Source organism: Pseudomonas sp. SWRI99, assembly GCF_014270125.1.
Lineage (GTDB): Bacteria > Pseudomonadota > Gammaproteobacteria > Pseudomonadales > Pseudomonadaceae > Aquipseudomonas > Aquipseudomonas hamedanensis.
The window spans coordinates 106472-132929 of record NZ_JABWQR010000009.1 but is presented as its reverse complement, the minus strand read 5'-3'; the positions used below and the strand labels follow the sequence as shown (position 1 = coordinate 132929).

The window sequence follows — 26458 nt, the reverse complement described above, 5'->3', positions numbered from 1 at the left end:
GGTTTCAGTGCTGGCGATGCAGTGCCCTGTCGAGGGCCACCAGCAGCAGCTCTTCGTCAAAGGGTTTGCACAGACACTCGAACGCCTGGTAATGCCCGGTCTCGGCGACTGCTGCCTCATCCCAATGGGCCGACATGCAGATCACCGGAAACTGTCGGGGCCTGTCGAGCAACGCGCGCATCACGTCGATGCCGGAAAGACCGGGCATGCGCAGATCCAGCAGCAGGCAAGCGATGTCAGCAAGATCGGCTTCAGCCAGAAACGCTTCGCCACTGGCATAGACCTGCGCGCGGTAGCCAACCGAACGCAGCAGGTTCGACAGGCTTTTGCGCACGGAAGCGTCGTCGTCAACGATACAGACGATGGTCGGGCGGGCGCTGTCGGCCGCCGTCGGGCGACCTGCCACGCCGCTCACGACAGGCTCGATGGGCCAGGCGAAGGCGCAGCGCTGATCAGTCCGTAGAGTTCGACGAGATTGACCAGCGAGCGGGTCTGCATCTTCGCCATGATGTGCTTGCGATGAACCTTGGCGGTCACTTCACTGGTGCCCAACTGGTTGGCGATCTGTTTGTTCGACAGACCGCCGACGATCAGCGGCAGCACCTCGCGTTCACGCGGCGTCAGCTGCCCCGCCAGTTGCCGGACGTGTTGAACCCGTTGCCACTGATCGAACGCCGTCGCTGCGTGCTGACGGGTGCTGCGCAAAACACCCAGCAGTTCATCGTCATTGAACGGCTTGGTCAGAAACTCCACGGCGCCGGCCTTCATGGCCTGCACCGACATCGGAATGGTGCCGTGGCCGGTCATGAAGATCACCGGCCACGGATGGCCGCGCTCGTTCAGTGCCGCCTGCAACTGCAAACCTGTGGTGTCGGGCAGACTGACGTCGAGCAGCAGGCACGCCGGGCCATTGTCGAGGTTGGCCTCGAGCAGTTCTTCGGCCGACCGGAAAATCCGGTGCCCGATGCCTTCGGCGCGCAACAACCGGCTCAGTGCGGTGCGCACGCAGGCCTCATCGTCGACGATAAATACCGGCACCGAGTGCGCCTCGATCGGCGGCGGCTGCGCCACGATCGGCGCCGAGGCCAGGGCAGTGAACACGGGCAGTTTGGGTTCGTGGTCTTTCAATAATCGGTAACCTCGACGGGGAACCGTCTGGATGATTTCTTTTTCCCCGAGCAGTTTGCGCAGCGAGGAAATCTGCACCTGCAGATTGTTCTCTTCGACGACGATGTCCGGCCAGACCTGATTGATCAGTTCGTTTTTGCTGACGATCCGCCCGTCGGCCTGCATCAGCACCGAAAGTATTTCAAACGCCCGCCCGCCCACGCGCAGGGGCCGGCCATCGAGAAAGGCTTCGCGCCGTTCCAGGGAAATCGTGGCTTGGCCGAGTCGGATCATGCAGGCCTCTGCGTCGCGGTGAAAAGGAGAAGGCGGGGCGCCGGGTTATCTGGCTCGTACGCTAGGGGACGGCTTGCGATAAAGCAATTATCCCGAGGGATAAGACGCGCGCTTTCAGAGCACCACGTGAGCCGGTGCAAGGCTCTGGACGGCCATCTTGAGGCCGTCGACGGACATCGGCGCAGCGGCTGGCCCTTTTGCAAAAACCGCTGCGTATACTTCGTCACCAGCCTGAATTCCATTTCCAGTGGTGAATGTGTATGCCCGGCCAGCCCTCTTTGCCTGCAGTTTCCTGCGCTAACGATGCCCCGGCGCTCGATGACGCGTGGCTTGAAGATTGCCGGTTCAGCCTGTTGCGCCGCGACCATGAGCTGACCTGGTTCACCCTCCAGGACAGCCGCTCGGGCGAGGCGTGGTTCGCCGTGCGCGCGCCGATTCAACGACCGGCGCTGTGCAAGCGGCTGGAGCGCGGTCTCCATGTGCAGTTGCCCTCGCAGTGGGCGATCAACCCGTTGGCGCTTGTTCGTTCGGCCGACGGTCCCGTGTTGGTCTATCCGCACTGGGGCACGCCGCTGGCTGGACTGATCGACGCCGCCGGCCTGCCGCTCGGTCGAGTGCTGAATATCGCCGTCGCGGCTGCCACTGCTCTGGCCCACACTCGCCATCCCGGCCCCCCGCCAAACCCTGTGGGAGCGAGCCTGCTCGCGAAAGCGGTGGATCCGGCAACAGAGATGTCGGCTCAAATGACCCCTGCGCGAGCAGGCTCGCTGCCACAGGGATTTCTATTGCCGTGGCATCTGATGGTCGGCGCGGACGACAGCGTCAGGCTGATGGGCTTCCACATTCAGGCGCAGGAAACGCCGGTCGCTGAACTGCCAAGTCCCGAGCACTGGCCTTATCTGGCGCCGGAACAGCTGCAGCGCGATGGCGTCAACGTCGATGAACGCAGCGATGTGTATGCGCTGTCGGCCATCCTCTATGAGGCCCTGACCGGTCGCCCGCCGCTGACCGCTCGCGATGCGTCGCAATGGCTGCATGTGCACGCCGCCGTCGAGCCGTTGTCGCCGGCCGACTATATTCCCGAACTGCCGCAAGGCATTTGCCATGTGTTGCTCAAAGGCTTGGCCAAGGAGCCGGACGCGCGTTATCAGAGTCTCGAATCGCTGGCCGCCGACCTTGACTGGTGTCTACGCCAGTGGCAGCGAAAGGGCCAGATCGAGCCGTTCCGCCTCGGTGCCTTCGATGCGCGGGCGGCGGCCACGCGCGGTGACGTGCTGTTTGGCCGCGATGGCGAACGCGCGCAACTGTTGGAACAGATCCAGCGCGTGCGCAGCGACGGCACGGCTCGCGTGCTGCTGGTCGCCGGCGCGCCGGGGGCGGGCAAGTCGGCGCTGATCCAGCAAGGCCTGCGCACGCAAGCGCCCGGTTACTGGGCCACCGGCAAAATGGATCTGGCGCAGAACAATCGGCCTTTTGCGCCACTGGCACAGATTTTCCGCTCGCTGATCAGCCAGGTGTTGGCCAAGCCCGGGCTGGCCTTGCAGGCCCTGAGCGAGCAACTGAGTGAAACCCTCAAGGGCCGTGGCCGTTTGCTGGTGGACCTGGCGCCAGAAGCCGAATTGCTGATCGGCGCCACCACCGAACTGCCGAACATGCCGGCGCGTCATGCCCTCGACCGGGTCAATCGGGCGCTGCTCGATGTGCTGGAGGTCTTCGCCCAGCCGGGGCATCCGCTGTTGCTGTTCATCGATGATGTGCAGTGGGCCGACGATTCGACCCAAGCGTTTCTCCAAGCCTTCATTGCCCGGCCAACGCGGCATTTACTGCTGATTCTCGCGTATCGCGAAGGCGAGTTGCCGAACGGCGAGGGCGGATGGCTTGATCAGCTACGCGCAGCCCCGGCGTTGCCAGTCACCGACCTTGAGTTAGGCCCGCTGTCGGTGCAGGCCGTCACGCAACTGATGGCTGTCGAACTCGATGCCGACGTCGACAACCTCCCGGCGCTGGCCTCTGTCGTGCATTTCAAAACCGCTGGCAATCCGTTGTTCGTCAGTCAGGTGGCGCGCGCCTTGGTCGATGAGCGCCTGCTGCGTTTCGATGCCGGGACGCGGCACTGGGTCTGGAATCAGGGTGACGTGGACGGCTACCGCTACGCCGATAATGTCGCCGAGTTGATGGTGCAACGCTTGCAGCGTCTGCCGGCCAGTGCCCGGGAAGTGCTGCGCACGGCGGGTTATGTCGGTGGCCGCTGTGACGACGCACTGTTGCGCCGTTTGCTGCCGGGCGATCCCGCGCAATGGCCGCGTGACGTGGACTATCTGGTCGGCACCGGGCTTCTTCTACGCGAACCGGGCCAACTGGTCTTTCCCCACGACCGCGTGCTGGAGGCGGCCGCCGCCCTGTCAGCACCGGAGGGGCGCGCCGCCGAGCATGCGCGCATTGCCGGCGCCATGCTCGATCACTGGGGCGAGCAGCGTCAGGCGCGGGTGTTCGACATTGCCAGTCAGATTCAGCGCAGTCAGGTTGATGGTCTGCAAGAACCCCGGCGCGCCGATTTCATTCAATTGTTGGTCGAGGCCGCCGAGCGCGCCCGCGACACCGCGGCTGTCGAGCAGGCCGTGGATTATCTGCGCACTGCCGAGCGCTTGCTGGGCGACGCGGGATGGTCGCAGCTCTACCCGCAAGCCTTCGCCGCGCGCTGGCTGGCGGCCGAATGCGCGATGTTGCTGGCGGATCTGCCGGGTGCGCAACAGCGCCTTGATGACTGTCTGTGCCACGCCGGTACCGCGCTGGACCAAGCCAAAACCTATCGTCTGCGGGCGACCCTGCGCACCTTGGACTCCGATTATCATGGCGCGATCAGCGAAGCGCTGGACGGGCTCGCACTGCTGGGCATTGCCTTGCAGCGCCGGCCATCGAAGGCGCAAGTGGGCGAAGCGTTCGAGCGGGTTCGGCAATTGGTCGGCGCACGGCGCATTGCTGAACTGACCGCGCTGCCCAAGGCTTGCGACCCGCAAATCGAAGTGGCAATGCAGCTGCTGAGCACGCTGATCGCTTCCTTCTTCGTGCAGGACGATATTGCCTTTCTGCACTTGGCGAAGATGGTCGAACTGACCTTGCTGCACGGCACCACGCCGAGCAGCGGCTATGGTTTTGCCTGGTACGGCGTAATGATCGCCGACCGCTATGGCGAGTACGTCGACGGCGTCGCTTTCGCCGAACTGGCCTTGGCACTCACCGACCTGCACGGCTATGAAGCCGGGCGCGCCGGCACGCTGGTGGCGCTTGATCAGGTCAGCCCGTGGACCCGGCCAATGACCTATGCCCGACAAAAAGCCTTCGCCGCGTTTGAGTGCGGCCAGGCCGGTGGCGACCTGGGCATGTCGTGTTATGCCTGTAATCACATCGGCTCGGATCTGCTGTTCATGGGCGAACCGCTGCACAGTGTGGTGAACGAGCTGGACCTCGGCCTGAGCTGGGTGCGGCAGTTTCACTACATCGACATTGAGCGCATTCTGTTGGCGCAACAGACGTTCGCCAGTGACTTGCGCAACGGACCTGAGCCTCGCTCGATCAGCGAACTGGATACCTTGGAACATGACCGCTTCGGCCCGCTCGATCGTGAGCGTGTTTCGCAGCCCACGCTGTTCTGGCGGTGGTTGTACTCAGGCATGTCGGCGTTCTATTTCGGCGATGTGCGCTATGCGTTGCGACGCTTTGAAGCGGCCGAGGCGCTGACCTGGTCGTTGCCGGCGCACATCGATCTGGCCCAATACTACCTGTTTTACAGCCTGGCGCTGGCCAGTCCCGAGGCACCGGGTTCTGTTGCCGAAAAGCTGGAGAAACTGGCGCAGCAACGTCAGCGCTTTTTGCCGTGGGTTGAGCTCAATCCATCGACATTCAGCAACAAACTGCTGCTGATCGAAGGTGCAATGGCCCGCGTTCGCGGTGAGGGGCTGGTTGCCATTCGCTGCTTCGACCAGTCGCAGATTGCCGCGGCCGCCGCCGGGTTTATCCATGAGCAAGCACTGGCCCATGAACAACTGGCCGAGGTCTGCCGATTCAATGGCCTGGTCTCCGGCATGCATCATCACCTGCGTGTCGCCCGCGACTGCTATGGACTGTGGGGGGCTGAAGCCAAGGCGCGGCAGCTCGAAGCACTGCACCCGTTTCTCGCCCGCGAGCACTCGCTGGAAACCGTAACGCCGGTGACGCGCGGGCGCCTTGATCTGGAGGTCGGGATTGAAGCGGCCCGCGCGGTTTCGCAAGAAGTGTTGCTGGATCGGCTGGTCGAAACCCTGATGAATCACTTGATGATCCAGGCCGGCGCCGATCAGGGAGCGTTGCTGCTGGTCGCCGAGGGTGAGCTGCAACTGGCCGCCGCTGCGCACGTGGAAGCAGGCAATGTGCGGGTCAGTCAGGACAACGACCGCTCATTGGAGCACATTGCGCCGGTTTCAGTGCTCAACGCCACCATGCGCACCCGCACGCCGCTGGTGCTCGACGATGCCCGCGCCGATTGCCCCGAAGCCTACAGCGCCGACCTGCACCAGCGGCAGACGCGCTCGATGATGTGCCTGCCGCTGCTCAAGCAAGGTGCGCTGATTGGCCTGGTTTACCTGGAGAACAGTCTGGTGCCCAAGCTGTTCGGTGCCGAACGCCTGACCATGCTGGAAATCCTCGCCTCGCAGGCAGCGGTGTCGCTGCAAACCGCGCGTCTCTACGCGCAACTGGTCGAAGACAATCGCTTGCGCGCGCAAATGGAAGCCGACTTGCGCAGTTCGCGGGCGGAACTGGCGCGTAACTCGCACCTGAAAATGATGGGCGAGTTGTCGGCCTCGATTGCCCACGAAATCAGCCAGCCGCTGCTGGGGATTTCTTCCAATGCCTCGGCGAGCTTGCGCTGGCTCAAGCGCGACACGCCGGATCTGACCGAAGCGATTCAGGGCCTGGAGGATATCCGTTCCGACAGCGCGCGGGCCACTGAGATCGTTCAGGCCTTGCGTGCGTTGGCCAAACAGGCGCCGTTGCAGCGGCTGCCAGTGTCGATTGATGCGTTGATTGGTGAGGTCGTGCAACTGACGGCCAGCGACGTGCACAACCGTAGCGTCACCTTGCACACGCAACTCAATGCTGCTGAGCCGGTGCTGGGGGATCGGGTGCAGATTCAGCAGGTGATTTATAACCTGATCCTTAACGCACTGGAGGCGATGGCCGGGCATGGCGTTGCTGACGGACACTTGAGTATCGAATCGACGATCAGCGATGGGCAGGTCTGCGTGTGCTTTCAGGACAGTGGACCGGGGATCGCCGAGCATCAGCGTGAGGAGATTTTTGATGCGTTCTTCACCACCAAGGGCAGTGGAATGGGCATGGGCCTGGCGATTTGCCGGACGGTGATTGGCGCCCATGGCGGGACGTTGCGCGTGGAGGACAGCGAGGCGGGTGCGCGGATTTGTTTCAGGCTGCCGCTCGCATCGGGTGCCAGGCTCGAACGCCGCTAGTCTCTCCCGACGCGCGTGCTGGCTGACTAGCGAAAAAAAAGGCCGCGGTAACGCGGCCCAAAAGGGAGGAGTGAACAAAACGCTTTGAAGATCAAATCAAGGCCGCAGTTCCGTCGAATGCTTCAAGACCGTCGAATTGAGCAAACCCTCGTTGAGCCGCCACGTATCGCCATCAACCACCGCCAGCCGCGCACCACACACGGCCTGACGCCAAACCTTCGGCGGCATTCCCACCAACCGCCCGAACGTGCGCGTGAAGTGCGAGTGATCGGAAAAACCGCACTCATACACAATGTCGGTAATCGCCATCGAGGTCAGCAACAAAGCCTTCGCCTTGTCGATCTTCATCTTCAGCATCCATTCCTGTGGCGAGCAGCCGGTGACAATCTTGAACGCCCGGGAAAAATGACTGCGCGACAAATTGCAATGTTCAGCGATTTCGCTGACGCGCAAGCTGCGGCTCACGTCGCGCAGCATGTAGGCCTTGGCACGACGCTCCTGCCAGCCGGACAGCGCGCCCAATGGGCGCGCCAGGTGGCAGGGCGGGTCTGACTTCTCCGATTGCGGGTTCATGGCGGCTCTCCTGATCGATGGGGAAAGTCTGGCCGCGGGCGACATTTAAAGTCCTTAAACAAACCTTAAAAGTTATGAAGGCCGGACCTCAGGCGTGGAACGGGTAGTCGACGTAACCGCGCTCATCGCCGCCGAAGAAACTGCTCGGATCCGGCGTGTTCAGCTCAAGGCCATCGCGCAGACGACGCGGCAGGTCCGGATTGGCCAGAAACGGCCGGCCGAAGGCAATGAGGTCGGCGCGATTGGCGATCAGCGCCTGCTCGGCGGACGCTGCGTCATACCCGCCAGCGAGGATCAACACGCCGTTCCAGGTATTGCGCAACTGGGCGATGATTGCGTCCCAGCGCGGATCGAAGTGTTCGTCCTTGACCGTGCCGACCATGGCCGGCTCGACCAGGTGCAGGTACGCCAGATTCCACTGATTGAGCGCTTCGACCAGATAACCGAATGTCGCTTCGGGCGTGTCATCGCCCATGCCCATAAAGCGGCCCATCGGCGTCAGGCGCACGCCAACGCGCTCGGCACCGACTTCGTCAGCGACGGCTGCAACCACTTCGAGCAGAAAGCGCGCGCGGTTCTCCACGCTGCCGCCATAGCCGTCATTGCGCTGGTTGCTGTTGCTGTTGAGAAATTGATCGAGCAGATAACCATTACCGGCATGGATTTCCACGCCGTCCATCCCGGCGTTCAACGCATTGCGTGCGGCGCGGCGATAGTCTTCGACAATGTCGGCGATTTCCGCTGTTTCGAGCGCACGTGGCACCGGCACATCGCCCCAGACGCCATGGCCTTCGTCGTCGACGATAAAGGTCTTGCCCGGCACTGGCAGTGCGCTCGGTGCAACGGGCAGACCGGCGTCCGGCTGGAAACTCGGATGCGATACGCGGCCGACGTGCCACAGCTGCATGAAGATCAGACCGTGCGCCTCGTGCACCGCCGTGCTGACTTCACGCCACGCCTGGACTTGCTCGTCGGTGTAAATACCTGGCGTCCACGCGTAACCCTGGCCTTGCTGAGAAATCTGCGTGGCCTCGGTGATGATCAGTGCGGCACTGGCGCGTTGGCGGTAATACTCGGCGTTCATCGCGGTCGGGACGTCGCCCGGTTGACCGGCGCGCGAGCGGGTCAGCGGCGCCATCGCCACGCGGTGGGCAAGGGTGTAAGGGCCAAGTGCGATCGGTTGAAACAGGCGACGGGTCATGGGTAGCTCCGGTTTTCGATGAGTTGGGTTCAAGCGCGGCAGCCAGGTGCCGCTCGCAGTGCAGGTAACTTAACCGGGGGGCGCGGGGCTGATAATCCGTGGCCGGCGCTACGCAGTTTTGCGCGCAACGCAACGGCGCCCGCGCTCATCGGCGATGAACGCGGGCGGGGTTCAGGCGGGTTGGCTGGAGCGGGTCAGCGGCAGGTTCAGCCAGCGCCGGCCCGTGGCGTTGGCGAGCGCATTGCCGAGGGCGGCGGCCATCGGTCCTTGAACGATTTCAGCGGCACCGAGGAAAGGTTCTCCCGGTTGATCGAGCAAGTGCACGTCGACTTTTTTCGGCAACTGCGTGAAGCGCAAAATCGGGTAGCCGCTCCAGTCGTAGCTGCGAATGCCGCCGGCGTCGTAGGCGACTTTTTCATAGAGCGTCCAGCTCGCCGACTGCACGATGCCGCCCTCGACCTGATTGCGCAGGCCATCGGGGCTGACGATCTGGCCGACGTCCACCGCCGTCACCACATGATCGACCCGGATGTCGCCAGTCTGCGGATGCACCCACAGCTTCACCGCGATGGCGCAGTAACCCATGATGTTTTTATAGCGGGCGAAGGCGAAACCGATCCCCGCGCCGGGCTCGCTGCTTTTGTGCGGCCAGCCGATTTCGTCACGCACACGCTCGATCACCGCACGGGCGCGCGGGTCGCTCAGGTGCGCGAGACGCAACGCCAGCGGATCGATGCCGGCCTTGATCGCCAACTCATCGATACTCGCCTCGATAGCGAAAATATTGATGTGCGCGCCCAGCGAGCGCATGGCCGAGGTGCGAAAGGGCATTTCGGTGACGAAGTTCATGTTGATCTGCGTTGAACCCAGATCGTACAGCGGCACCGCGTTGCGATCGCCGTCACCTTCGGGCTGGGCGATCGGCACCGAGGGCGCCGAGGCGAATGGTTTGGCCAACAAGCGCGCTGGCAACAGGCGCCCGGCATTGACGATGCGTTCGTTGTGTGGCGTCGTCCAAAGCTCGTAGTTCCAGTCCTGCAAACGGCCCTGGCTGAGGCCAGCGTCGACCTCTGTGACCATCGCCGAACTGTACGGCTCCCAGAGATTTTCCTGCTCGCGCATCCATTGCACGCGCACTGGCGTGCCGGGCAGGCGCATGGCGATTAATGCGGCATCAGCGGCGGCATCATCGGCGCCGTTGTGGCCGTAACAGCCTGAGCCTTCGGTATGAATGCAGCGCACGCGTTCTGGCGGCAGGCGCAGCATTTCGGCGATGCCGGCGCGCAGCGGATAGACGCCCTGAGTATGGGTCCAGACCGTGAGCACGCCGTCCTTGAACCAGGCCACCGCACAGGACGGGCCGATCGAACCGTGCATCAGGTATTGCTTGGTCACCCGCGCCTTGAATCGCACATCGGCGGCGCCGTTGGGCGAACCGCTATGGCTGATCGGATAGCGCTTGGAGGGCAAGCGCTTGAGCAAATCATGAATCCCGGCGGCCTCGGGAATGGCCTCGCCGCCGTTCCACTTGGCACTTTCAATGCCGCTGCGCATGGCCTTGATCGCTTGCCATTCATCCCGGGCGACCACGGCCAGATAGCTGCCATCGCGGATCACCTTGACCACGCCGTTCAGCGCTTCGATGGGCGCGGCATCGAATGCTTGCAGCGTGCAGCCCGGGCGCGGCGGGCGGATCACCCGCGCATGCAGCATGCCCGGCAAGCGCATGTCCTGCACGAATGCCGCGCCGCCGCTGACTTTGCCCGGGATGTCCAGACGCGGCAAGTTATGCCCGATCAGTTTGAAGTCGGCCGCCGCCATCGTCGGTGACTGCGCCTTGGCGTATTGGTGCACATCGACATGGCCGACCGCGTCGGCGTAAGTCATCCGTTGCCCGGCCGGGCCTTCGATCACGCCGTCGCGGGTGTTCAGCAATGCTGCATCGATTTGCCAATTGCGTGCGGCGGCATCGACGAGCATTTCGCGCACCTGCGCGGCGGCGTTGTACAGCGCGGTGCCGCTGTCGAAAATGCTGTGGCTACCGGCGGTGTAACCTTCGTTGGGCGTCAGCGCGGTGTCGGCGGTGAGCAAGTTGATCGCGCTCGCAGGCACTTGCAAACGTTCAGCGGCGATTTGCAGCAGCGCGGTTTTCACACCGGTGCCCAGTTCAACCTTGCCGGTGTACACGGTGATACCGTCGGCGCCGATGCGAATCCAGGCGTCGAGGTAAGGGTTGGTGCGCAGACTGCCCGGCAGATCGGGGGCCAGCACCACGGTGCCGAGAGTGTCGACTTCGCTGTCGGCCAAAGTACGCCGCGCCACTGGCATCAGCGTGAACGCCATGAGCAACGCGCCACCGCGCAGGAAGGCTCGGCGGCTGGGGTTCAAGCCGTTTGATTCGCTCATGACAGGCTCCCGTTGTGCCCGGCCACCTGTTTGATCGCCTCGATGATGCGCAGATGCGTACCGCAGCGGCACAAATTGCCGGCCATGTGCTCGCGGATGGTTGGCTCATCCGGATGCGGATCGCGTTCAAGCAACGACTGTGCGCGCATCAACATGCCGGCGATGCAGTAGCCGCATTGCGCCGCCTGCTTGTCGATGAACGCCGCTTGCAGTGCGCCGGGTTTTTCTGCGCTGCCGAGGCTTTCCACGGTCCGAATCTTTTTGCCTTCAAGACCTGCGCACGGCGTCAGGCAGGCGAACACCGGTTGGTCGTCAACAATCACCGTGCAGGCGCCGCACTGGCCCAAGCCGCAGCCGTACTTGGCGCCGTTGAGGTTCAAGTGATTGCGCAGCGCGTACAGCAGCGGCATGTCCGGCTCCAGCTCCAGCGCTTGGGTGGCTCCATTGACGTTGAGGGTGATCTGGCTCATTTCGTCTCCTGACGTAACGCTTCAATAGTGGAAGAGAGGTCGGCCCACGGCTGATCGGCTCTGGCTTGCTGGCGCAGGTAAGCGGCGAGGGCGGCGAGTTGGGCGTTGTCGAGGCTGGCGGCGAACGGCGGCATCACCGGGCCGGGCGAGCCGGGAATGGCGGGCACGCCTTCGAGCACGGTCTTGAGGAAGTTGCGGGAACTGGCGGCTTGCAACGCCGAGGTGTTTTGCAGGCCCGGGCGTCCGTCGATCTCACGCATTGGCGCGGCGGGGGCGTGGCATCCGGCGCAGGCGCTGCTGAAGAGCTGGGCGCCGGTTGTGTGATCCGCTGGGCTACTCGGCTGCTTTTTCGCGGTGGTTTCCGTTACTGCGTGGGGGCTTTGCAGGCTCAGCAGATACTCGGCAATCGCCTCGGCTTCACTGGCCGGCAGACGCGCCAGGCTCAGGCTGACCGGACGCATCGGGCCGGCCGGCGTGCCGTGGCCATCGACGACGTCGGCGCGCAGGTAGCCGACCAATTGCTCAGGGTTCCACGGGTTGGCGCGTTGGCCCAGGCCCACCAGCGGCGGCGCGTTCCAGCCATCGACGCTGCCGCCCTGAAGATATTCCGAGGATTTCTCCGCGCCGATCAGGTTCAGCGGCGAATGGCAGCCGGCGCAGTGACCCGGGCCGTCGACCAGATAGCGTCCGCGATTCCACGCCGCGCTGTGTTCGGCCATCGGCGTCAACGGTTCGCCATGCAGAAACAGCAGGTTCCAGAACGACACCAGTGGACGTATGTTCATCGGGAAATTCATCTGGTTCTGCCGCGCCGGAGCGTGTACGGCGGGGCCGCTCATCAAGTAGGCGTAGGCGTCGGCGATGTCCGCTGCGCTCATGCGCCGGTAGTGCACATAGGGAAAGGCCGGATAGAGAAAATGGCCGTCGCGGGCAATGCCTTCGCGCATCGCCCTTTCGAAAGCCGGCAGCGACCACTCGCCAATACCCGTCTGCGCATCCGGGGTGATGTTGGTGCTGTACAGCGTGCCGAACGGCGTCACTAACGGCAGCCCGCCGGCCAGGTATTCGCCGCCGGGGCGGGTATGGCACACCGCGCAATCACCGGCCTCGACCACCCGCGCGCCGCGTTGCAATTGTGCAGCATCGAATGAGGTGGGGCCTTTGATCGGTGCGATCGCCGGGCGCCACATCAGCGCGACGGCGCCGATCAGGCCGATCACCGCGAGCACGGCGACGCTGACCCACAGGGTTCTGGATTTGAGCAAATGACTGTTCATGGTCGGCAGGAAAACGCGGCGGGCAGTGGCAGGACGAGTGAAGTACGGGTCATGGAAACGCTCCTTGTAGCAGCCGGGGAAGGGCGCCGACGTGGACGTCTGCGCCTGGGGCCAAAGCGTAGAGAAGGCACTTGCGGCGGAGAATCACCGGTCCACGCAACAGCGCGTTGCGTCGAAAGCAACGTTGCGCCTGGCGCATCAGTGCGTTGCCCGGCGCACGGATTCTCGTTGCCGTCGGCTGACCGTAGCCTTGGCGCAACTTTCCCGAACTCAACGAGGTGTCACCATGCTTACGGGCAATCCTGCCGTTGCGGCTCAGGCCGAACAGCCTGCTTCACTGTCCGGCCTGATGGTCGCGTTTCTGGCCTTCTGCTGCGGCGCGGTTGTGGCCAATCTGTATTACGCGCAGCCCATCGTCGAACTGATCGCGCCACAGATCGGCCTGTCCAGCGCCAATGCCAGCCTGATCGTTTCGCTGACGCAGTTCGGCTATGCGCTGGGTTTGTTGCTACTGGTGCCGCTGGCCGATCTGATGGAGAACCGCCGTCTGGTGGTGGGCTTCACCCTGGCCGCGAGCGTCACGCTGTTGTGCGCCGGCCTGACCCATTCGCCGTCGCTGTTTCTGCTGTTGTCGTTGCTGATCGGCCTGACCTCGGTGGCCGTGCAGATTCTTGTGCCGCTGGCCGCGCATCTGGCGCCGGAAGCCAGCCGTGGCCGAGTCGTCGGCAATATCATGAGCGGCCTGTTGCTGGGGATTCTGTTGTCGCGGCCACTGTCGAGCCTGCTGGTTGAAGTGTTCGGCTGGCGCGGGGTGTTTTACAGCGCCGCGGCACTGATGGCCGTTATCGCATTGATTACCGCTGTGGCGCTGCCGCGTCGGGTGCCGACGCACAAAGCCACCTACGTCGCGTTGATCGGTTCGGTGTTCGCCCTGGCCCGGCGCTATTCGCTGTTGCGTCAGCGTTCGCTGTATCAGGGTTTGCTGTTTGCCAGCTTCAGCCTGTTCTGGACCCTCGCGCCGATTGAGCTGATGCGCCATCACGGTTTTACCCTGGCGCAGGTGGCGATCTTTGCTTTGGTCGGTGCGGTCGGGGCGATTGCGGCGCCGATTGCCGGGCGTCTGGCCGATGCCGGGCATGCTCGTCGCGGGACGCTGGTGGCGCTGCTGCTGGCGCCCGTGTCGCTGTTGATCGCGGCGCTTCCGGGCAGCGGCTATGTCTGGCTGGTGGTGTGCGCGGTGCTGCTGGATTTTGCCGTGCAACTGAACATGGTGCTTGGCCAGCGTGAGGTGTATGCCCTCGATCCGCACAGCCGTGCGCGCCTCAACGCGGTGTACATGACCAGCATCTTCGTCGGCGGCGCCCTCGGCTCCCTGATCGCCAGTCCGCTGTACGAGCATTTTGGCTGGAACCTGTCGGCCGTGTTGGTGGCGGTGCTGCCGGCGCTGGCGCTGGCGTTGTTCCTGGGCCGCAAGGCTGACCGGACTTGAATTTCAAGAACTGCACAAGACCCATGTAGGAGTGAGCCCGCTCGCGATGGCGGAGTGTCAGTCAACTCTGTATCAACTGACAGATTGCTATCGCGAGCAGGCTCACTCCCACAGGGGGGGCGAGTGCACCGCCTGCTCGCGTCCCACCACATAACTACTGTGGGAGGGAGCTTGCTCCCGAAAGCGGTGGGTCAGCTGGCACATTTGTTGACTGACACGCCGCCTTCGCGAGCAAGCCCGCTCCCACAGGTTTGAGGTATGCCAGGATGCAATTGTTTCCCACGCCAGACGCCGCCAAGCACGCCGGTACAAGACGTGTGGCCAACGCTGATGCACAATCACCGGTGCTCCCTCACCACCGGACTCCGCTTATGGACAAGTTGCTGGCCTTGAAGATGTTTGTTGAAACCGTGCGCTGCGGGGGTTATTCCTCGGCGGCGCGCAAACTCGGGATCTCGACGTCTTCAGTGACACGGCAAGTGGCGGGGCTGGAACACGAATTGGGCGCCAGCCTGCTCAATCGCACCACACGCAACACCAGCGTGACCGTCGCTGGCCAGACCTATTTCGAGAAGGCCGTGGCGATTCTCGATGCCATCGATGAAGCCGATGCGGTAGTGGCCGACCGCGGCAGCGACGCACAGGGGCGATTGCGCATCAGCGTGCCAGTGGAGTTCGGTCGTCGACTTATCGCGCCGCACCTGAGCCGTTTGCTCGAGCGCCATCCGGGGCTGGAGATCAGCCTGTCGTTGAGCGATCAGGTCAGCGATTTGCTGAGCGAGCAGATCGATGTGTCAGTGCGCCTGGGTTCGTCGGTGGTCAGCGAGGACATCGTCAGCAAACGCGTCGGGCAGTTCCAGCGTTGGGTTGTCGCCAGTCCGGATTACTTGGCGCGCAGCGCCGTATTGGCTCATCCCCGGGATCTGCTCGAACACCAATGCCTGCGTTTCGATTACGGCGGCAGTCATCACCACTGGACCTTCCAGAGTGACGAAGCGCCCATTCAACTCAACGTCCATGGGCGTCTGCAAAGCAACAACGCCGACATCCTGCGCGAAGCCGCCATCGGTGGCGGCGGGGTGACGCTGCTGGCTGACTGGCTGGTGCGCGACGATGTTGCCGCCGGGCGCCTCATTCGCTTGCTTGAGCACTACGAGGTCAATCCCGGCAGCGCCAGCAGTTGCATCAACGCACTGTATTTGCCCAACCACCGTGGCTCCAGCCGAATCAACGTATTCATCGATTTTCTGCTGGAAATCCTCAATCCCGTGGCCCCGGCCACACCCGCCGCGTAGCGCCGGCCAACCCGCTGCACACTCTGTTGCTGCAGCCGCTTCAGACTGCTTGTATGCTTGCGCCACGGAACACGTGGCCGCGGTCAGTGCCGATGTTCGATTGATGGCTGGAATGGAAACCGGACTTCCTTAAGGTACTGTCGTGAAGCGTGATACCCGTCTTGTAATGCTCCTGCTGTTGGTCATTGGCTGCTCCCTGACTTCGCTGACGATCTGGAAAGTCTGGTCCTCGCGTGAGCGCGCATTGGCCGAGGTCAACGTGCATGGTCTGAACCTGACCCAGGCGCTCAACACCTACACCGAAGGCATCGTCCGGCAAAGTTCACTGCTGTTGCTCGGGCTGGTCGAACGCCTGGAAGCGGAGGGCAACGGCCCGGCGCAGATCCAGCGCATCAAGACCCTGATCGACAGCCAGCAGTCGCTGATGCCGCAGCTCAGCGGCATCACCATTTATGACCGGCATGGGCACTGGCTGATGTCTTCCAACCGGCCGATTCCCGCAGGCGCCAACAGCAGCGACCGCGCCTATTTCATCCACCATCGTGACGACCCGAGCCGCGAGCCGTTCATTGGACCGCCGATCCAGAGCCGTTCCAATCTCGAATGGGTTGTGACCATCAGCCGCCGTTTCAGCGACGCCGAGGGACAGTTTGCCGGCGTCGTCTCGGTGACACTGGGGGTGGAAAACTTTCTCCGTGTGTTCGGCAAACTCGACGTCGGCCAGGACGGCGCGATAGGTCTGTCGTACACCGACGGCACGCTGCTGGTGCGCTATCCGTTCCGCGAGCAGGACATGGGCCGCAACTTTTCCAAATCGCCGATTTACGCTAAATACCTTGTCGACCGCTCGGTCGGCACCGCCTCGTACACCTCCAGCCTGGACGGCGTCGAGCGGCTCTACGCCTTTCGCAAAAGCGAAAGCCTGCCGTTGATTACCACCGTTGCGCTGGGCAAGGACGAAGCCCTGGCAGCGTGGCGCATCGAGGCGGCGTTGTCGGCGGTGGTGGTGGTCGGGCTATTGGGACTGACCGGGTTGATCGGCTGGTTTTTGATCCTCGATATACGTCGGCGTACCGAGGCGGAGGAGGCCTTGCGCGATGCCCAGCAGCAGTTGCTGGCCTCCAATCGTCAGCTGGAATTGCTGGCAATGAAGGATGCGCTGACCGGTTTGGCCAACCGACGCTGTTTCGATGAAACGCTGGCGGTTGAAGCGCGGCGGGCGCAGCGTGACGCAACCTCGCTGGCCTTGCTGATGATCGATATCGACCACTTCAAATTATTCAACGATGCCTTGGGCCACGTCGCCGGCGATGCCTGTCTGCAAGCGGTCAGCAAGATCCTTGAAAGCTGCGTGCGGCGCCCGTCGGATCTGGTCGCGCGTTATGGCGGTGAGGAAATGGCCGTGATCATGCCGACCACTGACAGCGCTGGCGCGACGGTGGTGGCGCAACTGATGCTCGAACGTTTGCGGCAGGCGAACATTGCCCATCCGGGCAGTCCCTTTGGCCAGGTGAGTGTGAGCATTGGTGTTGCGGCAGCTTCAGGCATGCATCTGAACGGAGTGCCTGCGATGATCGAGGCAGCCGATCAGGCGCTGTACCGCGCCAAAGCGGGAGGGCGAAATTGCTTGGCTGCAGACGCCTGAAGCATCTCAGAACGCCTCACCGTTATCGAGTTTATCCAGCAGCCGTTGCCCGCGCTGCCACAGCGCATCTTGCTTGGCCAGCGCCATGCGGTCTAGGTTTCTGTAATCATGGCCATGCACTCCTACAGAGATTTCGGACACGCCGCATGATCCCTGACCTGCCACATATCCACTGTGGGAGGGGGCTTGCTCCCGAATGCGGTGGGTCACCTTGAACATTCGTCGGCTGACAGGACGCCTTCGCGAGCAGGCTCACTCCTACAGGGAGGTTGTGTTGGATTCTTAGGCGGGATACGTCGGGTAATCGATATAGCCCTCGGCACCACCGCCATACACCGTCGCCGGGTTCAGCGGATTCAGCGGCCAGCCATTGGCGATCCGCGCCGGCAGGTCCGGATTGGCCATGAACGGCCGGCCGAACGCGACGAGATCGGCCAGGCCCGATTCCAGCAATTGCGCGCCTGTTTCAGCGGTGTAGCGGCCGGCGTAAATGATCGCGCCAGTGAACGTCTCGCGCACGGCCTGGCGAAACGTCGTCGGCATCTGTGGTGCGTTGTCCCAGTCAGCCTCGGCGATGGACAGGTAGGCAATGCCCGCATTTTCCAACACCTTGATCGCTTCGATGTAGGTGGTGTGCGGATCATCTTCGACCATGCCCAGGTAAGTCCGCGCTTCATCGGTTGTGGTGAACAGCGGCGCGAAACGCACGCCGACCTTGTCCTTGCCGATGCACTCAGCGACGCCGGCCACCACCTCACGCAGAAAGCGCAGACGATTGTCCAGCGAGCCACCGTATTGATCGGTGCGCCGGTTGCTGTGGGCGGAGATGAACTGGTTGACCAGATAACCATTGGCGCAGTGCAGCTCGATGCCATCGAAACCGGCCTCCATCGCGTTGCGTGCGGCCTGGATATACAGCTGAACCAATGCCTGCACTTCATCGGTGCTTAGCGCGCGCGGTGCGGACGGCGGCACCAGTTCACCGGCACCAGGCGCAGTTTCGATAAACACGCTGACCCGATCGGTCGCCACGGCAGAGGCCGACACCGGCGCCGCGCCATTGGGCTGCAGCGCCGTGTGGGAGACACGCCCGACGTGCCAGAGCTGAGCGAAGATCACGCCACCCACCGCGTGCACGGCCTCGGTGACTTTGCGCCATCCGGCGATTTGCTCAGGGGTATGAATGCCCGGCGTCCACGCATAACCCTGGCCGCGCGGTTCGATCTGTGTGCCTTCGGTAATCAGCAAACCGGCACCGGCGCGCTGTTGGTAATACGCGGCCATGAGTTCGTTGGCGACGTTGCCTGGCTGCGTGCTGCGCTGGCGGGTGAGGGGCGGCAGGACGATGCGGTTTTTCAAGGTAAGACTGCCCAGTCTGGCGGGCGTGAAGAAAGCGCTGTTATTCATGGAGTACCTTGTTTCGGGCCTGATTAGACCGGTCGACTAGTAAAGAGACAAAAAAACAACGCCGGGCGCTGCGCACTCGGCGTTGGCTGCGGTTCAGCGGGGGCATTCAGCCCAGCAACTTCAGCAGTTTCTCAGCCACGGCGGCGGAGCTGGCTGGGTTCTGGCCCGTGACCAATTGACCATCGGCCACTACATGCACCTGCCAGTCAGCGACTTTCGAATAGCGCCCGCCGAGACGCTGGAACTCGTCTTCGATCAGGAACGGCACGACATCAGTCAGGCCGACAGCGGCTTCTTCGGCATTGGTGAAACCGGTGACGTCGCGGTCTTTGACAATTGGCTGGCCGTCAGCTCGCACAACATGGCGCAACACACCCGGTGCATGGCAGACAAAACCGTGGGGCTTGTTGGCGCGGTCGAAGGCTTCGATCAGCGCAATCGAAGCTTTGTCTTCGGCCAGATCCCACAGCGGGCCGTGGCCACCCGGGTAAAACACCGCATCGAAATCGTCAGCGCGGACATCCGCCAGACGGCCAGTGTTGGCCAGTGCCTGTTGTGCGGCGGGATCAGCGCGGAAGCGATCCGTCTCCGCAGTCTGGGCACCGGGCTCATCGCTTTTCGGATCGAGCGGTGGCTGGCCGCCAGCGGGCGAAACCAGCGTGACGTCAGCGCCGGCGTCCTTGAAGGCGTAGTAGGGAGCGGCAAACTCTTCCAGCCAGAAGCCGGTTTTTTTGCCGGTGTTGCCGAGTTGATCGTGAGAAGTCAAAACCATCAAGATTTTCATAGTGCACCCTGGGTTGGTCAGGCATCGGCACGAGGCGAAGGATTCGCTCGGCGTCGACACCGCATGAATTTGGTGTGTCGGAGCGCAGCATAGTTTCCAATTAGACCAGTCGTCTAGTAATTTTTTCAGGAAATGTTTTTGGTCGATGGATATGGCAAACTCCCGTTCGTAAAAATTATACGACTGGTCTATTGCCTGGAATTATCCGCACCATGAAGCCGACCTTTGACGACACGCGCCAACACTTGCTCGACACCGGCCACCGGATGATGGCCGAGAAGGGCTTCACCAGTGTCGGCCTCAACGAGATCCTGCAAACCGCCGGTGTGCCCAAAGGCTCGTTCTACCACTACTTCAAATCCAAGGAGTTGTACGGTCAGGCGCTGCTCGAAGATTACTTTGTCGACTACCTTGCCGACATGGAGCGCCGTCTGACGCTGCCTGGGCTGAGCGCGTTCGAGCGGCTGATGGATTATTGGCAGGGCTGGCAGAACCGTTGCACCCTGGAAGGCCACGGCGACGAATGCCTGGTGGTGAAACTCAGCGCCGAAGTCGCCGATTTGTCCGAGTCGATGCGCCTGACCCTACGCGATGGCGCCGAACGCATCATCGCGCGCATCACGGTGTGCATCGAACAAGGCCAGGCCGATAAAAGCCTGCCCGAGGGCGATGCGCGGCATCTGGCCGAGACTTTGTATCAGCTGTGGCTCGGCGCCAGCCTGTTGAACAAATTGCAGCGCACCGGACAGTCGCTGGAGACCTCGATGGCGATGACCCGGCAATTGTTGCGGGTTTGAACCTGTCACTGCGATCCCTGTAGGAGTGAGCCCGCTCGCGAAGACGGCGGCACGTTCAATATTTCCATCGCCTGACCCAGCGCATTCGCGAGCAGGCTCGCTCCCACAGGGATTGGTGCTGGTTGCCGGATTAGCGATCAGCACACAAAACGGTGTGGGAGCGAGCCGGCTCGCGAAAGCGATCTGTCATTCAACGCGTCAGTGGCCTGACACGGCACTTCGTGATCGCCCACCCTGACCAACAGGACAAATAAGAATACGTTTCAATTACGAATAGGCCGGTATACCATGCGCCGCGTTTTCACTGGCGGCTTTGCCCTTCGTTTTGGCCTATTCGTAAAGGTTTTCACCTCATGCGTCGTACTCTGCTTTCCATTTGTGTGCTGCAGGCGTTGTCTTCTACTTCATGGGCCGAGCAAGCCAAGTCCTCAACAACGCTGGAGCTGGAGGCCACCGACGTCGTCGGCACGGCGGATTACGAGCGGGCAGACGGCCCGGTGCAGGGTTATCGGGCGACACGTTCGGCCAGTGCGACGCGCACCGATACGGCGATCCACGAAACCGCACAATCGATCAGCGTCGTGACCAAGGACGCCGTTGAAGACATCGGCGCCACCCGCTTGCAGGACGCACTGGATTACGCCGGCGGCGTCGGGCGGGCGAACAATTTCGGCGGGCAGGGGCTGACCACGTTCACCGTGCGCGGTTTTACCACTGGCGAGTTCTACCGCAACGGTTTCCCGATCAATCGTGGCTACCCGAACATGCCGGATGCCAACACCATCGAACGTCTGGAAGTCCTGCGCGGCCCGGCCACCATGCTCTATGGTCGTGGCGATCCGGGCGGTACCTTCAACGTGGTGTCGAAGCAGCCATTGCCCGAGCGTAGCGTGACCCTGGGCAGTCAGTTGACCGACCAGGGCATGAAGCGTGGCACGCTGGACGCCTCCGGCCCGCTTGATGAAGAAGGCCGACTGGCGTACCGACTGAACGTGGTGGGCGAGGGCGGCGACACCTTTCGCGATCACGTCGAGACCGAACGCTACGGCATTACGCCGGTGCTGACCTGGCAGGCATCGGACGCGACCAAGCTGATATTCGAAGGCGATTTCATGCGCAACAACGCGCCGCTGGACCGCGGCCTGACGCGCTATCCGAAGCAGATTGGCACGGCCTCGCGTGACACGTTCTTCGGTGAGAAAGACGTCGGCAAGCTGCACAACGACAACAACATGGCGCAGTTGCGTTTTGAGCATATGCTCAATGATGACTGGACCCTGGGCGGCGGTTTCCAGTGGCTCGACGGCTCGCTCAAGGGCGACGCGATCGAGGCCAACGGCATTGCCGCTGACGGCCGCACGCTGGGGCGCAACTTCAACTATCGCAAACTGGAATGGACCGACAAGGACACCCAGCTCAACCTCACCGGGCATTTCAGTACCGGGGCCTTGCAGCACACCTTGCTCACCGGCATCGAATACGAAGACTACGACTACAAATCGATCATCCAGCGTTCCAGCGGCGCGGTCGGGGCCTATCCGATCGACATCTTCAATCCGGTCTACGGTCAGCCTCGTCCGGCACTGACCCGTACGCCGACTCACGACAAGGAAAACCTGAAGACTTACGCTGCGTTCGTCCAGGATCAGGTTGCGTTGACCGACAAACTGAAAGTGCTGGCCGGGGCGCGTTTCGAGCGCTTCGAACATGACTACGAAACCTACGTGCCGGGCGGCAAGAACTGGCAAGCCAGCGACAACGCGGTAACCCCGCGCCTCGGCGTGACCTACGATTTGACCGAGACGCTGGCGGTCTACGCCAACACCGCACGCTCGTTCAAGCCCAACACCGGCGCCAGCCGCACTGGCGGTGGCTTCGCCCCGGAGAAAGGCAAGTCCTACGAGATGGGTCTGAAGTGGGAGGCGCTGGACCAGCAGTTGAGTGTCGAGGCGGCGATCTATCAGATCGAAAAACGCAACGTGCTGACCACCGATCCGGTGGATTCGACGTTTAACGTGGCGGCCGGCGAGGTGCGCAGCCGTGGCCTGGACCTCAATGTCACCGGCAATCTCACCCCCGAGTGGCGAGTCATCGGCGGTTACGCCTACGTCGATGCCGAGGTGACCAAGGACAACACGTTGCGTTCCGGCACGCGTCTGCTGAACATTCCGCAGAACAGCTTCAGCCTGCTCAACGTTTATGAATTCCAGGACGGCACCCTCAAAGGCCTTGGCCTGGGCACTGGGGTGAAATACGTCGACGAGCGCGCCGGGCAGACTGCCAACACAGCATTTTCGATGGGCAGCTACACCGTGGTCGATCTGCTGAGTTTCTACAAGGTCAACGACAACGTGCGGCTTAATCTCGACGTGAAAAACCTGTTCGACAGTGATTACGAAGAGGGCGCGTTCGGCAACGTCTACGCCTATCCGGGTGCACCGAGAACCGTACAGGTGGGGATTTCCTACACGCTGTAAACCCGGCTCAGCTGTCGCTTCTGCGCCATGATGGCCTGACTGTGGCATGTCGAGATCAGGCATCGACATGCCGCATACAGGCTAGTGAGCGTGCGGCCTGGCCACGTAAGGTGACGCATCATTTGCTCGCCGAAGCGTCTGCGCCGCTGCTTTCGCCGGTCTCGACGGCGAGCAATGATGATCGCCTGACGCTCAGTCAGTGGCCCGAAACGTCGATCATGAGAACAATAAGAACCCATGAATAGCCTGAACCCCAAGGACTCTACCGGTCAGTTGGCGCAAGGTTTCAAACCGCGTCACGTCACCATGCTCTCCATCGCAGGCATCATCGGCGCGGGACTTTTCGTCGGATCAGGACACGCCATCGCCGCCGCCGGGCCAGCCGTTTTGCTGGCTTATCTGTTTTCCGGGCTGTTGGTGGTCCTGGTCATGCGCATGCTCGGCGAAATGGCCGTGGCGCATCCTGACACCGGTTCGTTTTCGACCTATGCCGATCAGGCGATCGGTCGCTGGGCCGGGTTCACCATCGGATGGCTTTACTGGTGGTTCTGGGTACTGGTGATACCGATCGAGGCGCTGGCCGCCGGGCACGTACTCAACCAGTGGTTTCCCCAGGTCGACGCGTGGCTGTTTGCCTTGCTGTCGATCGTCTTGTTGGTGATTACCAACCTGTTCAGCGTGTCGAAATACGGTGAGTTCGAGTTCTGGTTTGCGATGGCCAAGGTCATTGCGATCATCGGTTTCATCGGCCTGGGTTTTGCGGTGTTGATGGGCTGGATTCCCGAACGTGAAGCCAGTGGCTTGAGTTCGCTGATGGCGCAGCACGGTGGTTTTGCCCCCAACGGCTTGTCAGCCGTGGTCGGCGCGTTCATCACCATCATGTTCAGTTTCATAGGCACTGAGGCGGTGACCATCGCCGCAGCAGAATCGAACAATCCCGCGCAGAACATCGCCAAGGCCACACGCTCGGTGATCTGGCGCATCGGCATTTTCTATTTGCTGTCGATCTTCGTGGTGATTTCCGTGGTGCCGTGGAATGACCCTCTGCTGGCCTCGGTGGGCTCCTACCAGCGCGCCCTCGAATTGATGAACATTCCCCACGCCAAGTTCCTCGTCGACGTGGTGGTGTTGATCGCCGTGGCCAGTTGCATGAACTCCTCGATCTACATTTCTTCGCGCATGCTTTATTCGCTGGGCCGACGCGGCGATGCGCCGCCGGCATTGAAAGTGACCTCGACGGCTGGCGTGCCACGCGCGGCGGTCATTGCCAGTACGGTAATTGGCGCGGGGGTGACGTTGCTCAGCTATTTCATGCCGGCCGGGCTGTTCCAGTTCCTGCTCGCCAGCTCCGGGGCGATTGCCTTGCTGGTGTACCTGGTGATCGCGATTTCGCAGTTGCGTATGCGCCGTCGGCTGGAAAGGGAGAAGGTCGAACTGACCTTGCGCATGTGGCTGTTTCCCTGGTTGACCTGGCTGGTGATCGCGTTTATTTGCACGGCCCTCGCTGTGATGATGTTCACCCCGGCGCATCGGCTTGAAGTGTCGTCGACCATTGGCCTGGCGCTGGTGATTTCCTTCGTCGGTCTGGTCAGTACCCGCCAGCATGGGCCGGCGGGCAGGGTAGTGGCGGTAGCGAAACCCTAGTCAGCCTGGCGCTGACTCAGACATCCAGCACCAACGTTTCGCTGCCCTGCGCCGGCGCGGCGCAGCAGATCAGCACTTCGTCGTCCGCCAGGCGCATGGCCGGCGGGCTGAGGTAATGCACCTGGCCGCTGCTCAAGCGGGTTTTGCAAGTGCCGCACGAACCGCCGCGACAGCTGAACTCAGGGGTCAGGCCGCGTGCCTCGGCCAGTTCCAGCAAAGTGCCGGAACCCGGTGCCCAACGTGCTTCCTTGCCGGAGGTGGCGAATAGCACCTTGACCGGTTCCGCAGCGATGGGGACTTGCGGCGGTGCCGGGGTGCTGATTTCGACATCGCGCACCAATGTCGACGGGCCGAAGGTCTCGGCGTGGATGCGATCGTCGGGGATGCGCATTTTGCGCAGACCGTCGTACAGCGCCTGGGTGAAACTGCCCGGGCCGCACAAGTAGAAGTCGTAGTCATCCAGCGGCAGCAGGCTTTTCAGTAAAGCGATGTCGATGCGCCCGGCGTGGTCGTAGCCCTGAGGAGGAGCACCGACGGGTGGCTGGCTGACCACCCGCAACACATGCACTTTGTCGCCTGCACGCGCTGCCAAATCATCGATTTCCTCGCGAAAGGCCAGATCTTCGAAGGTGCGACTGCTTTGTATCAGCCAGGTCGGGCGCATGCGGCTGATGCGTTTGCCCTGATAGACCACTTCGCGCAGCATCGACAGCAACGGCGTCACCCCGACCCCGGCCGCCAACAACACCAAAGGGCGCCGCTCCGTCGCATCGACAGTAAAATCGCCTTGTGGCGCGCGGGCTTCGATGAGATCCAGCGCCTGAACGCGGCCGTGCAAGTGCGCAGACACCGCGCCGTCGCGTTTGACGCTGATGCGCACAAACTTATCCGACGGCGCGCTGGAAACACTGTAGGTGCGGATCGACGCGGCGGCGTGTCCGTCCAGCAAAACCTTGATCGGCACATGCTGCCCCGGTTCGAAGCGGGGCAGACCGAAGCCATCGTTGGCTTGCAGGTAAAAAGAACGGATCTGCGGGCTCTCATCGACAACCCGCATCACCTGCAACGACCGCCATTGATTACGCAGGGCTTGCGCCTGCAAGCGCTCGCGGGTCTGCTCCCAACTGCCGGTCATTTGCGAGTTGGGCGAATCACCCTCGGGCTGATCGATCCAACGCAACGGCAGCGCGGCCTGACGATAAACGATGCGCTGCGGCTTGAACCGCCACAGACGCTCGGCCCCTTGGAAGGCGGCTATTTGCGGGTCGTCCAGCAACACCTCTGCGGTGCCGGTCATCTGCAACAGATCGCCGCTTTCGAAGTTGATGAAGGTCAGCCCGGCACGAGGATTGAGCAGAATGTTACCCAAGGTATTGAAGAACAGATTGCCGGAGAAATCCGGAATGGTCAGCGTGCCGTCGTCATCCATATGGACGAATCCGGATTTGCCGCCGCGATGCGAGGCATCGACTTGTCGCTGGCCGTCGCGCACAACGTAGGTGGCGACGTAGAACGAGTCGGCAGCGGTGATCATGTCGCGCACGAGGGGTTCGCTGACGGTCAAGTCGAGCGCGGTGTCGGTGGTCTCGTCGACGAACGCGTACTGGCGCAGATTGATGTAGCGCGGGCAGTTGCCGTAAGCCTGGGTTACGCCGATCTCAAGGCTGTTGCCATCGCGACGGCTGATCGTGCCGTTCATGCGATTGCGCCGACGCGTGTGCAACTCGATGCCGAGCATGCCGATCGCGTCGCCGGGCTGCAAACCTGGCTGAGCCGGATCGTTGGGCTGATCGTCGAGTCTGATCGTGAGGGTTTGCGGAGACGGCGACTCCATGAAACCGGGCTGGCCGGTGCGGATCGTTGCCCATGGATCGCCCTGGCTGTCGACCGCGCCGAGCACCACGAAGGGCAGTTGCGCGTAGAACTCACGGTGCTGATCCGGCATCCAGTCGCGGGCCAGTTGCCGCTGGCCAACGCCCGCCATCATGTCCACGGCGCCGACAGCACGCTGCAGAGTCAGCTCACCTTCGTGCCAGGGCGAGAACGCTGATTTCGACACTGTGTCCATTTCGATTCTCCTCGTGTGCA

The 26458-nt window shown here is 62.5% G+C and carries 18 protein-coding genes; 7 read left to right on the top strand and 11 right to left on the bottom strand.

What is annotated here, in order from left to right:
* Positions 1-4: 4 nt before the first annotated feature.
* Positions 5-415, bottom strand: coding sequence for a response regulator (locus HU743_RS09750; RefSeq protein WP_346656516.1), 411 nt, complete (start codon positions 413-415; stop codon positions 5-7).
* Positions 412-1401 (bottom strand): response regulator, encoded by a 990-nt coding sequence (locus tag HU743_RS09745; protein WP_186648339.1) that lies wholly within the window; start codon positions 1399-1401, stop codon positions 412-414. Before HU743_RS09745 ends, HU743_RS09750 begins: the two co-directional genes overlap by 4 nt.
* 260 nt (positions 1402-1661) lie before the next feature.
* On the opposite strand from HU743_RS09745, the gene HU743_RS09740 reads away from it, so the two are divergent.
* Entirely contained in the window at positions 1662-6905 is a 5244-nt protein-coding gene (locus tag HU743_RS09740; RefSeq protein WP_238351718.1) for an AAA family ATPase, read from the top strand.
* Between the two features lie 96 nt (positions 6906-7001).
* Here HU743_RS09740 and HU743_RS09735 read toward each other — a convergent pair whose 3' ends face one another.
* From HU743_RS09735 to HU743_RS09715, 5 genes are all read right to left on the bottom strand, one after another.
* Positions 7002-7478: an AraC family transcriptional regulator gene (locus tag HU743_RS09735; RefSeq protein WP_186648338.1), complete on the bottom strand. Its 477-nt coding sequence runs from the start codon at positions 7476-7478 to the stop codon at positions 7002-7004.
* An 88-nt stretch (positions 7479-7566) separates the two neighbouring features.
* Positions 7567-8679 (bottom strand): alkene reductase, encoded by a 1113-nt coding sequence (locus tag HU743_RS09730; protein WP_186648337.1) that lies wholly within the window; start codon positions 8677-8679, stop codon positions 7567-7569.
* A 171-nt stretch (positions 8680-8850) separates the two neighbouring features.
* Positions 8851-11085, bottom strand: a complete 2235-nt coding sequence (locus HU743_RS09725) for a molybdopterin cofactor-binding domain-containing protein (protein WP_186648336.1) — start codon at positions 11083-11085, stop codon at positions 8851-8853.
* Positions 11082-11555: a (2Fe-2S)-binding protein gene (locus HU743_RS09720; protein WP_186619732.1), complete on the bottom strand. Its 474-nt coding sequence runs from the start codon at positions 11553-11555 to the stop codon at positions 11082-11084. The genes HU743_RS09725 and HU743_RS09720 overlap by 4 nt, the downstream gene beginning before the upstream one ends.
* Entirely contained in the window at positions 11552-12832 is a 1281-nt protein-coding gene (locus tag HU743_RS09715) for a c-type cytochrome (protein ID WP_186648335.1), read from the bottom strand. The genes HU743_RS09720 and HU743_RS09715 overlap by 4 nt, the downstream gene beginning before the upstream one ends.
* A gap of 286 nt (positions 12833-13118) precedes the next feature.
* On the opposite strand from HU743_RS09715, the gene HU743_RS09710 reads away from it, so the two are divergent.
* The 3 genes from HU743_RS09710 to HU743_RS09700 all read left to right on the top strand — a co-directional run bounded on the left by HU743_RS09710 (position 13119) and on the right by HU743_RS09700 (position 17261).
* Positions 13119-14321, top strand: coding sequence for an MFS transporter (locus HU743_RS09710; protein ID WP_186648334.1), 1203 nt, complete (start codon positions 13119-13121; stop codon positions 14319-14321).
* Between the two features lie 371 nt (positions 14322-14692).
* On the top strand, positions 14693-15616 hold the full coding sequence (locus HU743_RS09705; RefSeq protein WP_186648333.1) for a LysR family transcriptional regulator: 924 nt from the start codon (positions 14693-14695) through the stop codon (positions 15614-15616).
* 142 nt (positions 15617-15758) lie between these two features.
* Positions 15759-17261 (top strand): diguanylate cyclase, encoded by a 1503-nt coding sequence (locus HU743_RS09700; protein WP_186648331.1) that lies wholly within the window; start codon positions 15759-15761, stop codon positions 17259-17261.
* A 6-nt stretch (positions 17262-17267) separates the two neighbouring features.
* On the opposite strand, the gene HU743_RS27350 is transcribed toward HU743_RS09700, so the two are convergent.
* From HU743_RS27350 to HU743_RS09690, 3 genes are all read right to left on the bottom strand, one after another.
* Complete coding sequence (locus tag HU743_RS27350; RefSeq protein WP_273508324.1) at positions 17268-17402, bottom strand: hypothetical protein; 135 nt, start codon at positions 17400-17402, stop codon at positions 17268-17270.
* A 141-nt stretch (positions 17403-17543) separates the two neighbouring features.
* Entirely contained in the window at positions 17544-18668 is a 1125-nt protein-coding gene (locus tag HU743_RS09695; RefSeq protein ID WP_186648329.1) for an alkene reductase, read from the bottom strand.
* Between the two features lie 106 nt (positions 18669-18774).
* Complete coding sequence (locus tag HU743_RS09690) at positions 18775-19452, bottom strand: type 1 glutamine amidotransferase domain-containing protein (RefSeq protein ID WP_186648327.1); 678 nt, start codon at positions 19450-19452, stop codon at positions 18775-18777.
* Positions 19453-19664: 212 nt separating this feature from the next.
* Here HU743_RS09690 and HU743_RS09685 point away from each other — a divergent pair, with 212 nt between their 5' ends.
* The 3 genes from HU743_RS09685 (at position 19665) to gabP (ending at position 24370) form a co-directional block, all read left to right on the top strand.
* Entirely contained in the window at positions 19665-20249 is a 585-nt protein-coding gene (locus tag HU743_RS09685) for a TetR/AcrR family transcriptional regulator (RefSeq protein WP_186619738.1), read from the top strand.
* 353 nt (positions 20250-20602) lie between these two features.
* Positions 20603-22726 (top strand): TonB-dependent siderophore receptor, encoded by a 2124-nt coding sequence (locus HU743_RS09680; protein WP_186648325.1) that lies wholly within the window; start codon positions 20603-20605, stop codon positions 22724-22726.
* A 237-nt stretch (positions 22727-22963) separates the two neighbouring features.
* Positions 22964-24370, top strand: coding sequence for a GABA permease (gene gabP / locus HU743_RS09675; RefSeq protein ID WP_186648324.1), 1407 nt, complete (start codon positions 22964-22966; stop codon positions 24368-24370).
* A gap of 16 nt (positions 24371-24386) precedes the next feature.
* Here the strand turns inward: gabP and HU743_RS09670 are convergent, their stop codons facing one another.
* Complete coding sequence (locus HU743_RS09670; protein ID WP_186648323.1) at positions 24387-26438, bottom strand: pyridoxamine 5'-phosphate oxidase family protein; 2052 nt, start codon at positions 26436-26438, stop codon at positions 24387-24389.
* Between the last annotated feature and the right edge of the window lie 20 nt (positions 26439-26458).

Excerpts from the sequence above, each read along its gene's own strand:
- HU743_RS09745 (WP_186648339.1), bottom strand. The coding sequence starts at position 1,401 with ATGATCCGACTCGGCCAAGCCACGATTTCCCTGGAACGGCGCGAAGCC.
- HU743_RS09740 (WP_238351718.1), top strand. The coding sequence starts at position 1,662 with ATGCCCGGCCAGCCCTCTTTGCCTGCAGTTTCCTGCGCTAACGATGCC.
- HU743_RS09735 (WP_186648338.1), bottom strand. The coding sequence starts at position 7,478 with ATGAACCCGCAATCGGAGAAGTCAGACCCGCCCTGCCACCTGGCGCGC.
- HU743_RS09730 (WP_186648337.1), bottom strand. The coding sequence starts at position 8,679 with ATGACCCGTCGCCTGTTTCAACCGATCGCACTTGGCCCTTACACCCTT.
- HU743_RS09725 (WP_186648336.1), bottom strand. The coding sequence starts at position 11,085 with ATGAGCGAATCAAACGGCTTGAACCCCAGCCGCCGAGCCTTCCTGCGC.
- HU743_RS09720 (WP_186619732.1), bottom strand. The coding sequence starts at position 11,555 with ATGAGCCAGATCACCCTCAACGTCAATGGAGCCACCCAAGCGCTGGAG.
- HU743_RS09715 (WP_186648335.1), bottom strand. The coding sequence starts at position 12,832 with ATGAACAGTCATTTGCTCAAATCCAGAACCCTGTGGGTCAGCGTCGCC.
- HU743_RS09710 (WP_186648334.1), top strand. The coding sequence starts at position 13,119 with ATGCTTACGGGCAATCCTGCCGTTGCGGCTCAGGCCGAACAGCCTGCT.
- HU743_RS09705 (WP_186648333.1), top strand. The coding sequence starts at position 14,693 with ATGGACAAGTTGCTGGCCTTGAAGATGTTTGTTGAAACCGTGCGCTGC.
- HU743_RS09695 (WP_186648329.1), bottom strand. The coding sequence starts at position 18,668 with ATGAATAACAGCGCTTTCTTCACGCCCGCCAGACTGGGCAGTCTTACC.
- HU743_RS09690 (WP_186648327.1), bottom strand. The coding sequence starts at position 19,452 with ATGAAAATCTTGATGGTTTTGACTTCTCACGATCAACTCGGCAACACC.
- HU743_RS09685 (WP_186619738.1), top strand. The coding sequence starts at position 19,665 with ATGAAGCCGACCTTTGACGACACGCGCCAACACTTGCTCGACACCGGC.
- HU743_RS09680 (WP_186648325.1), top strand. The coding sequence starts at position 20,603 with ATGCGTCGTACTCTGCTTTCCATTTGTGTGCTGCAGGCGTTGTCTTCT.
- gabP (WP_186648324.1), top strand. The coding sequence starts at position 22,964 with ATGAATAGCCTGAACCCCAAGGACTCTACCGGTCAGTTGGCGCAAGGT.
- HU743_RS09670 (WP_186648323.1), bottom strand. The coding sequence starts at position 26,438 with ATGGACACAGTGTCGAAATCAGCGTTCTCGCCCTGGCACGAAGGTGAG.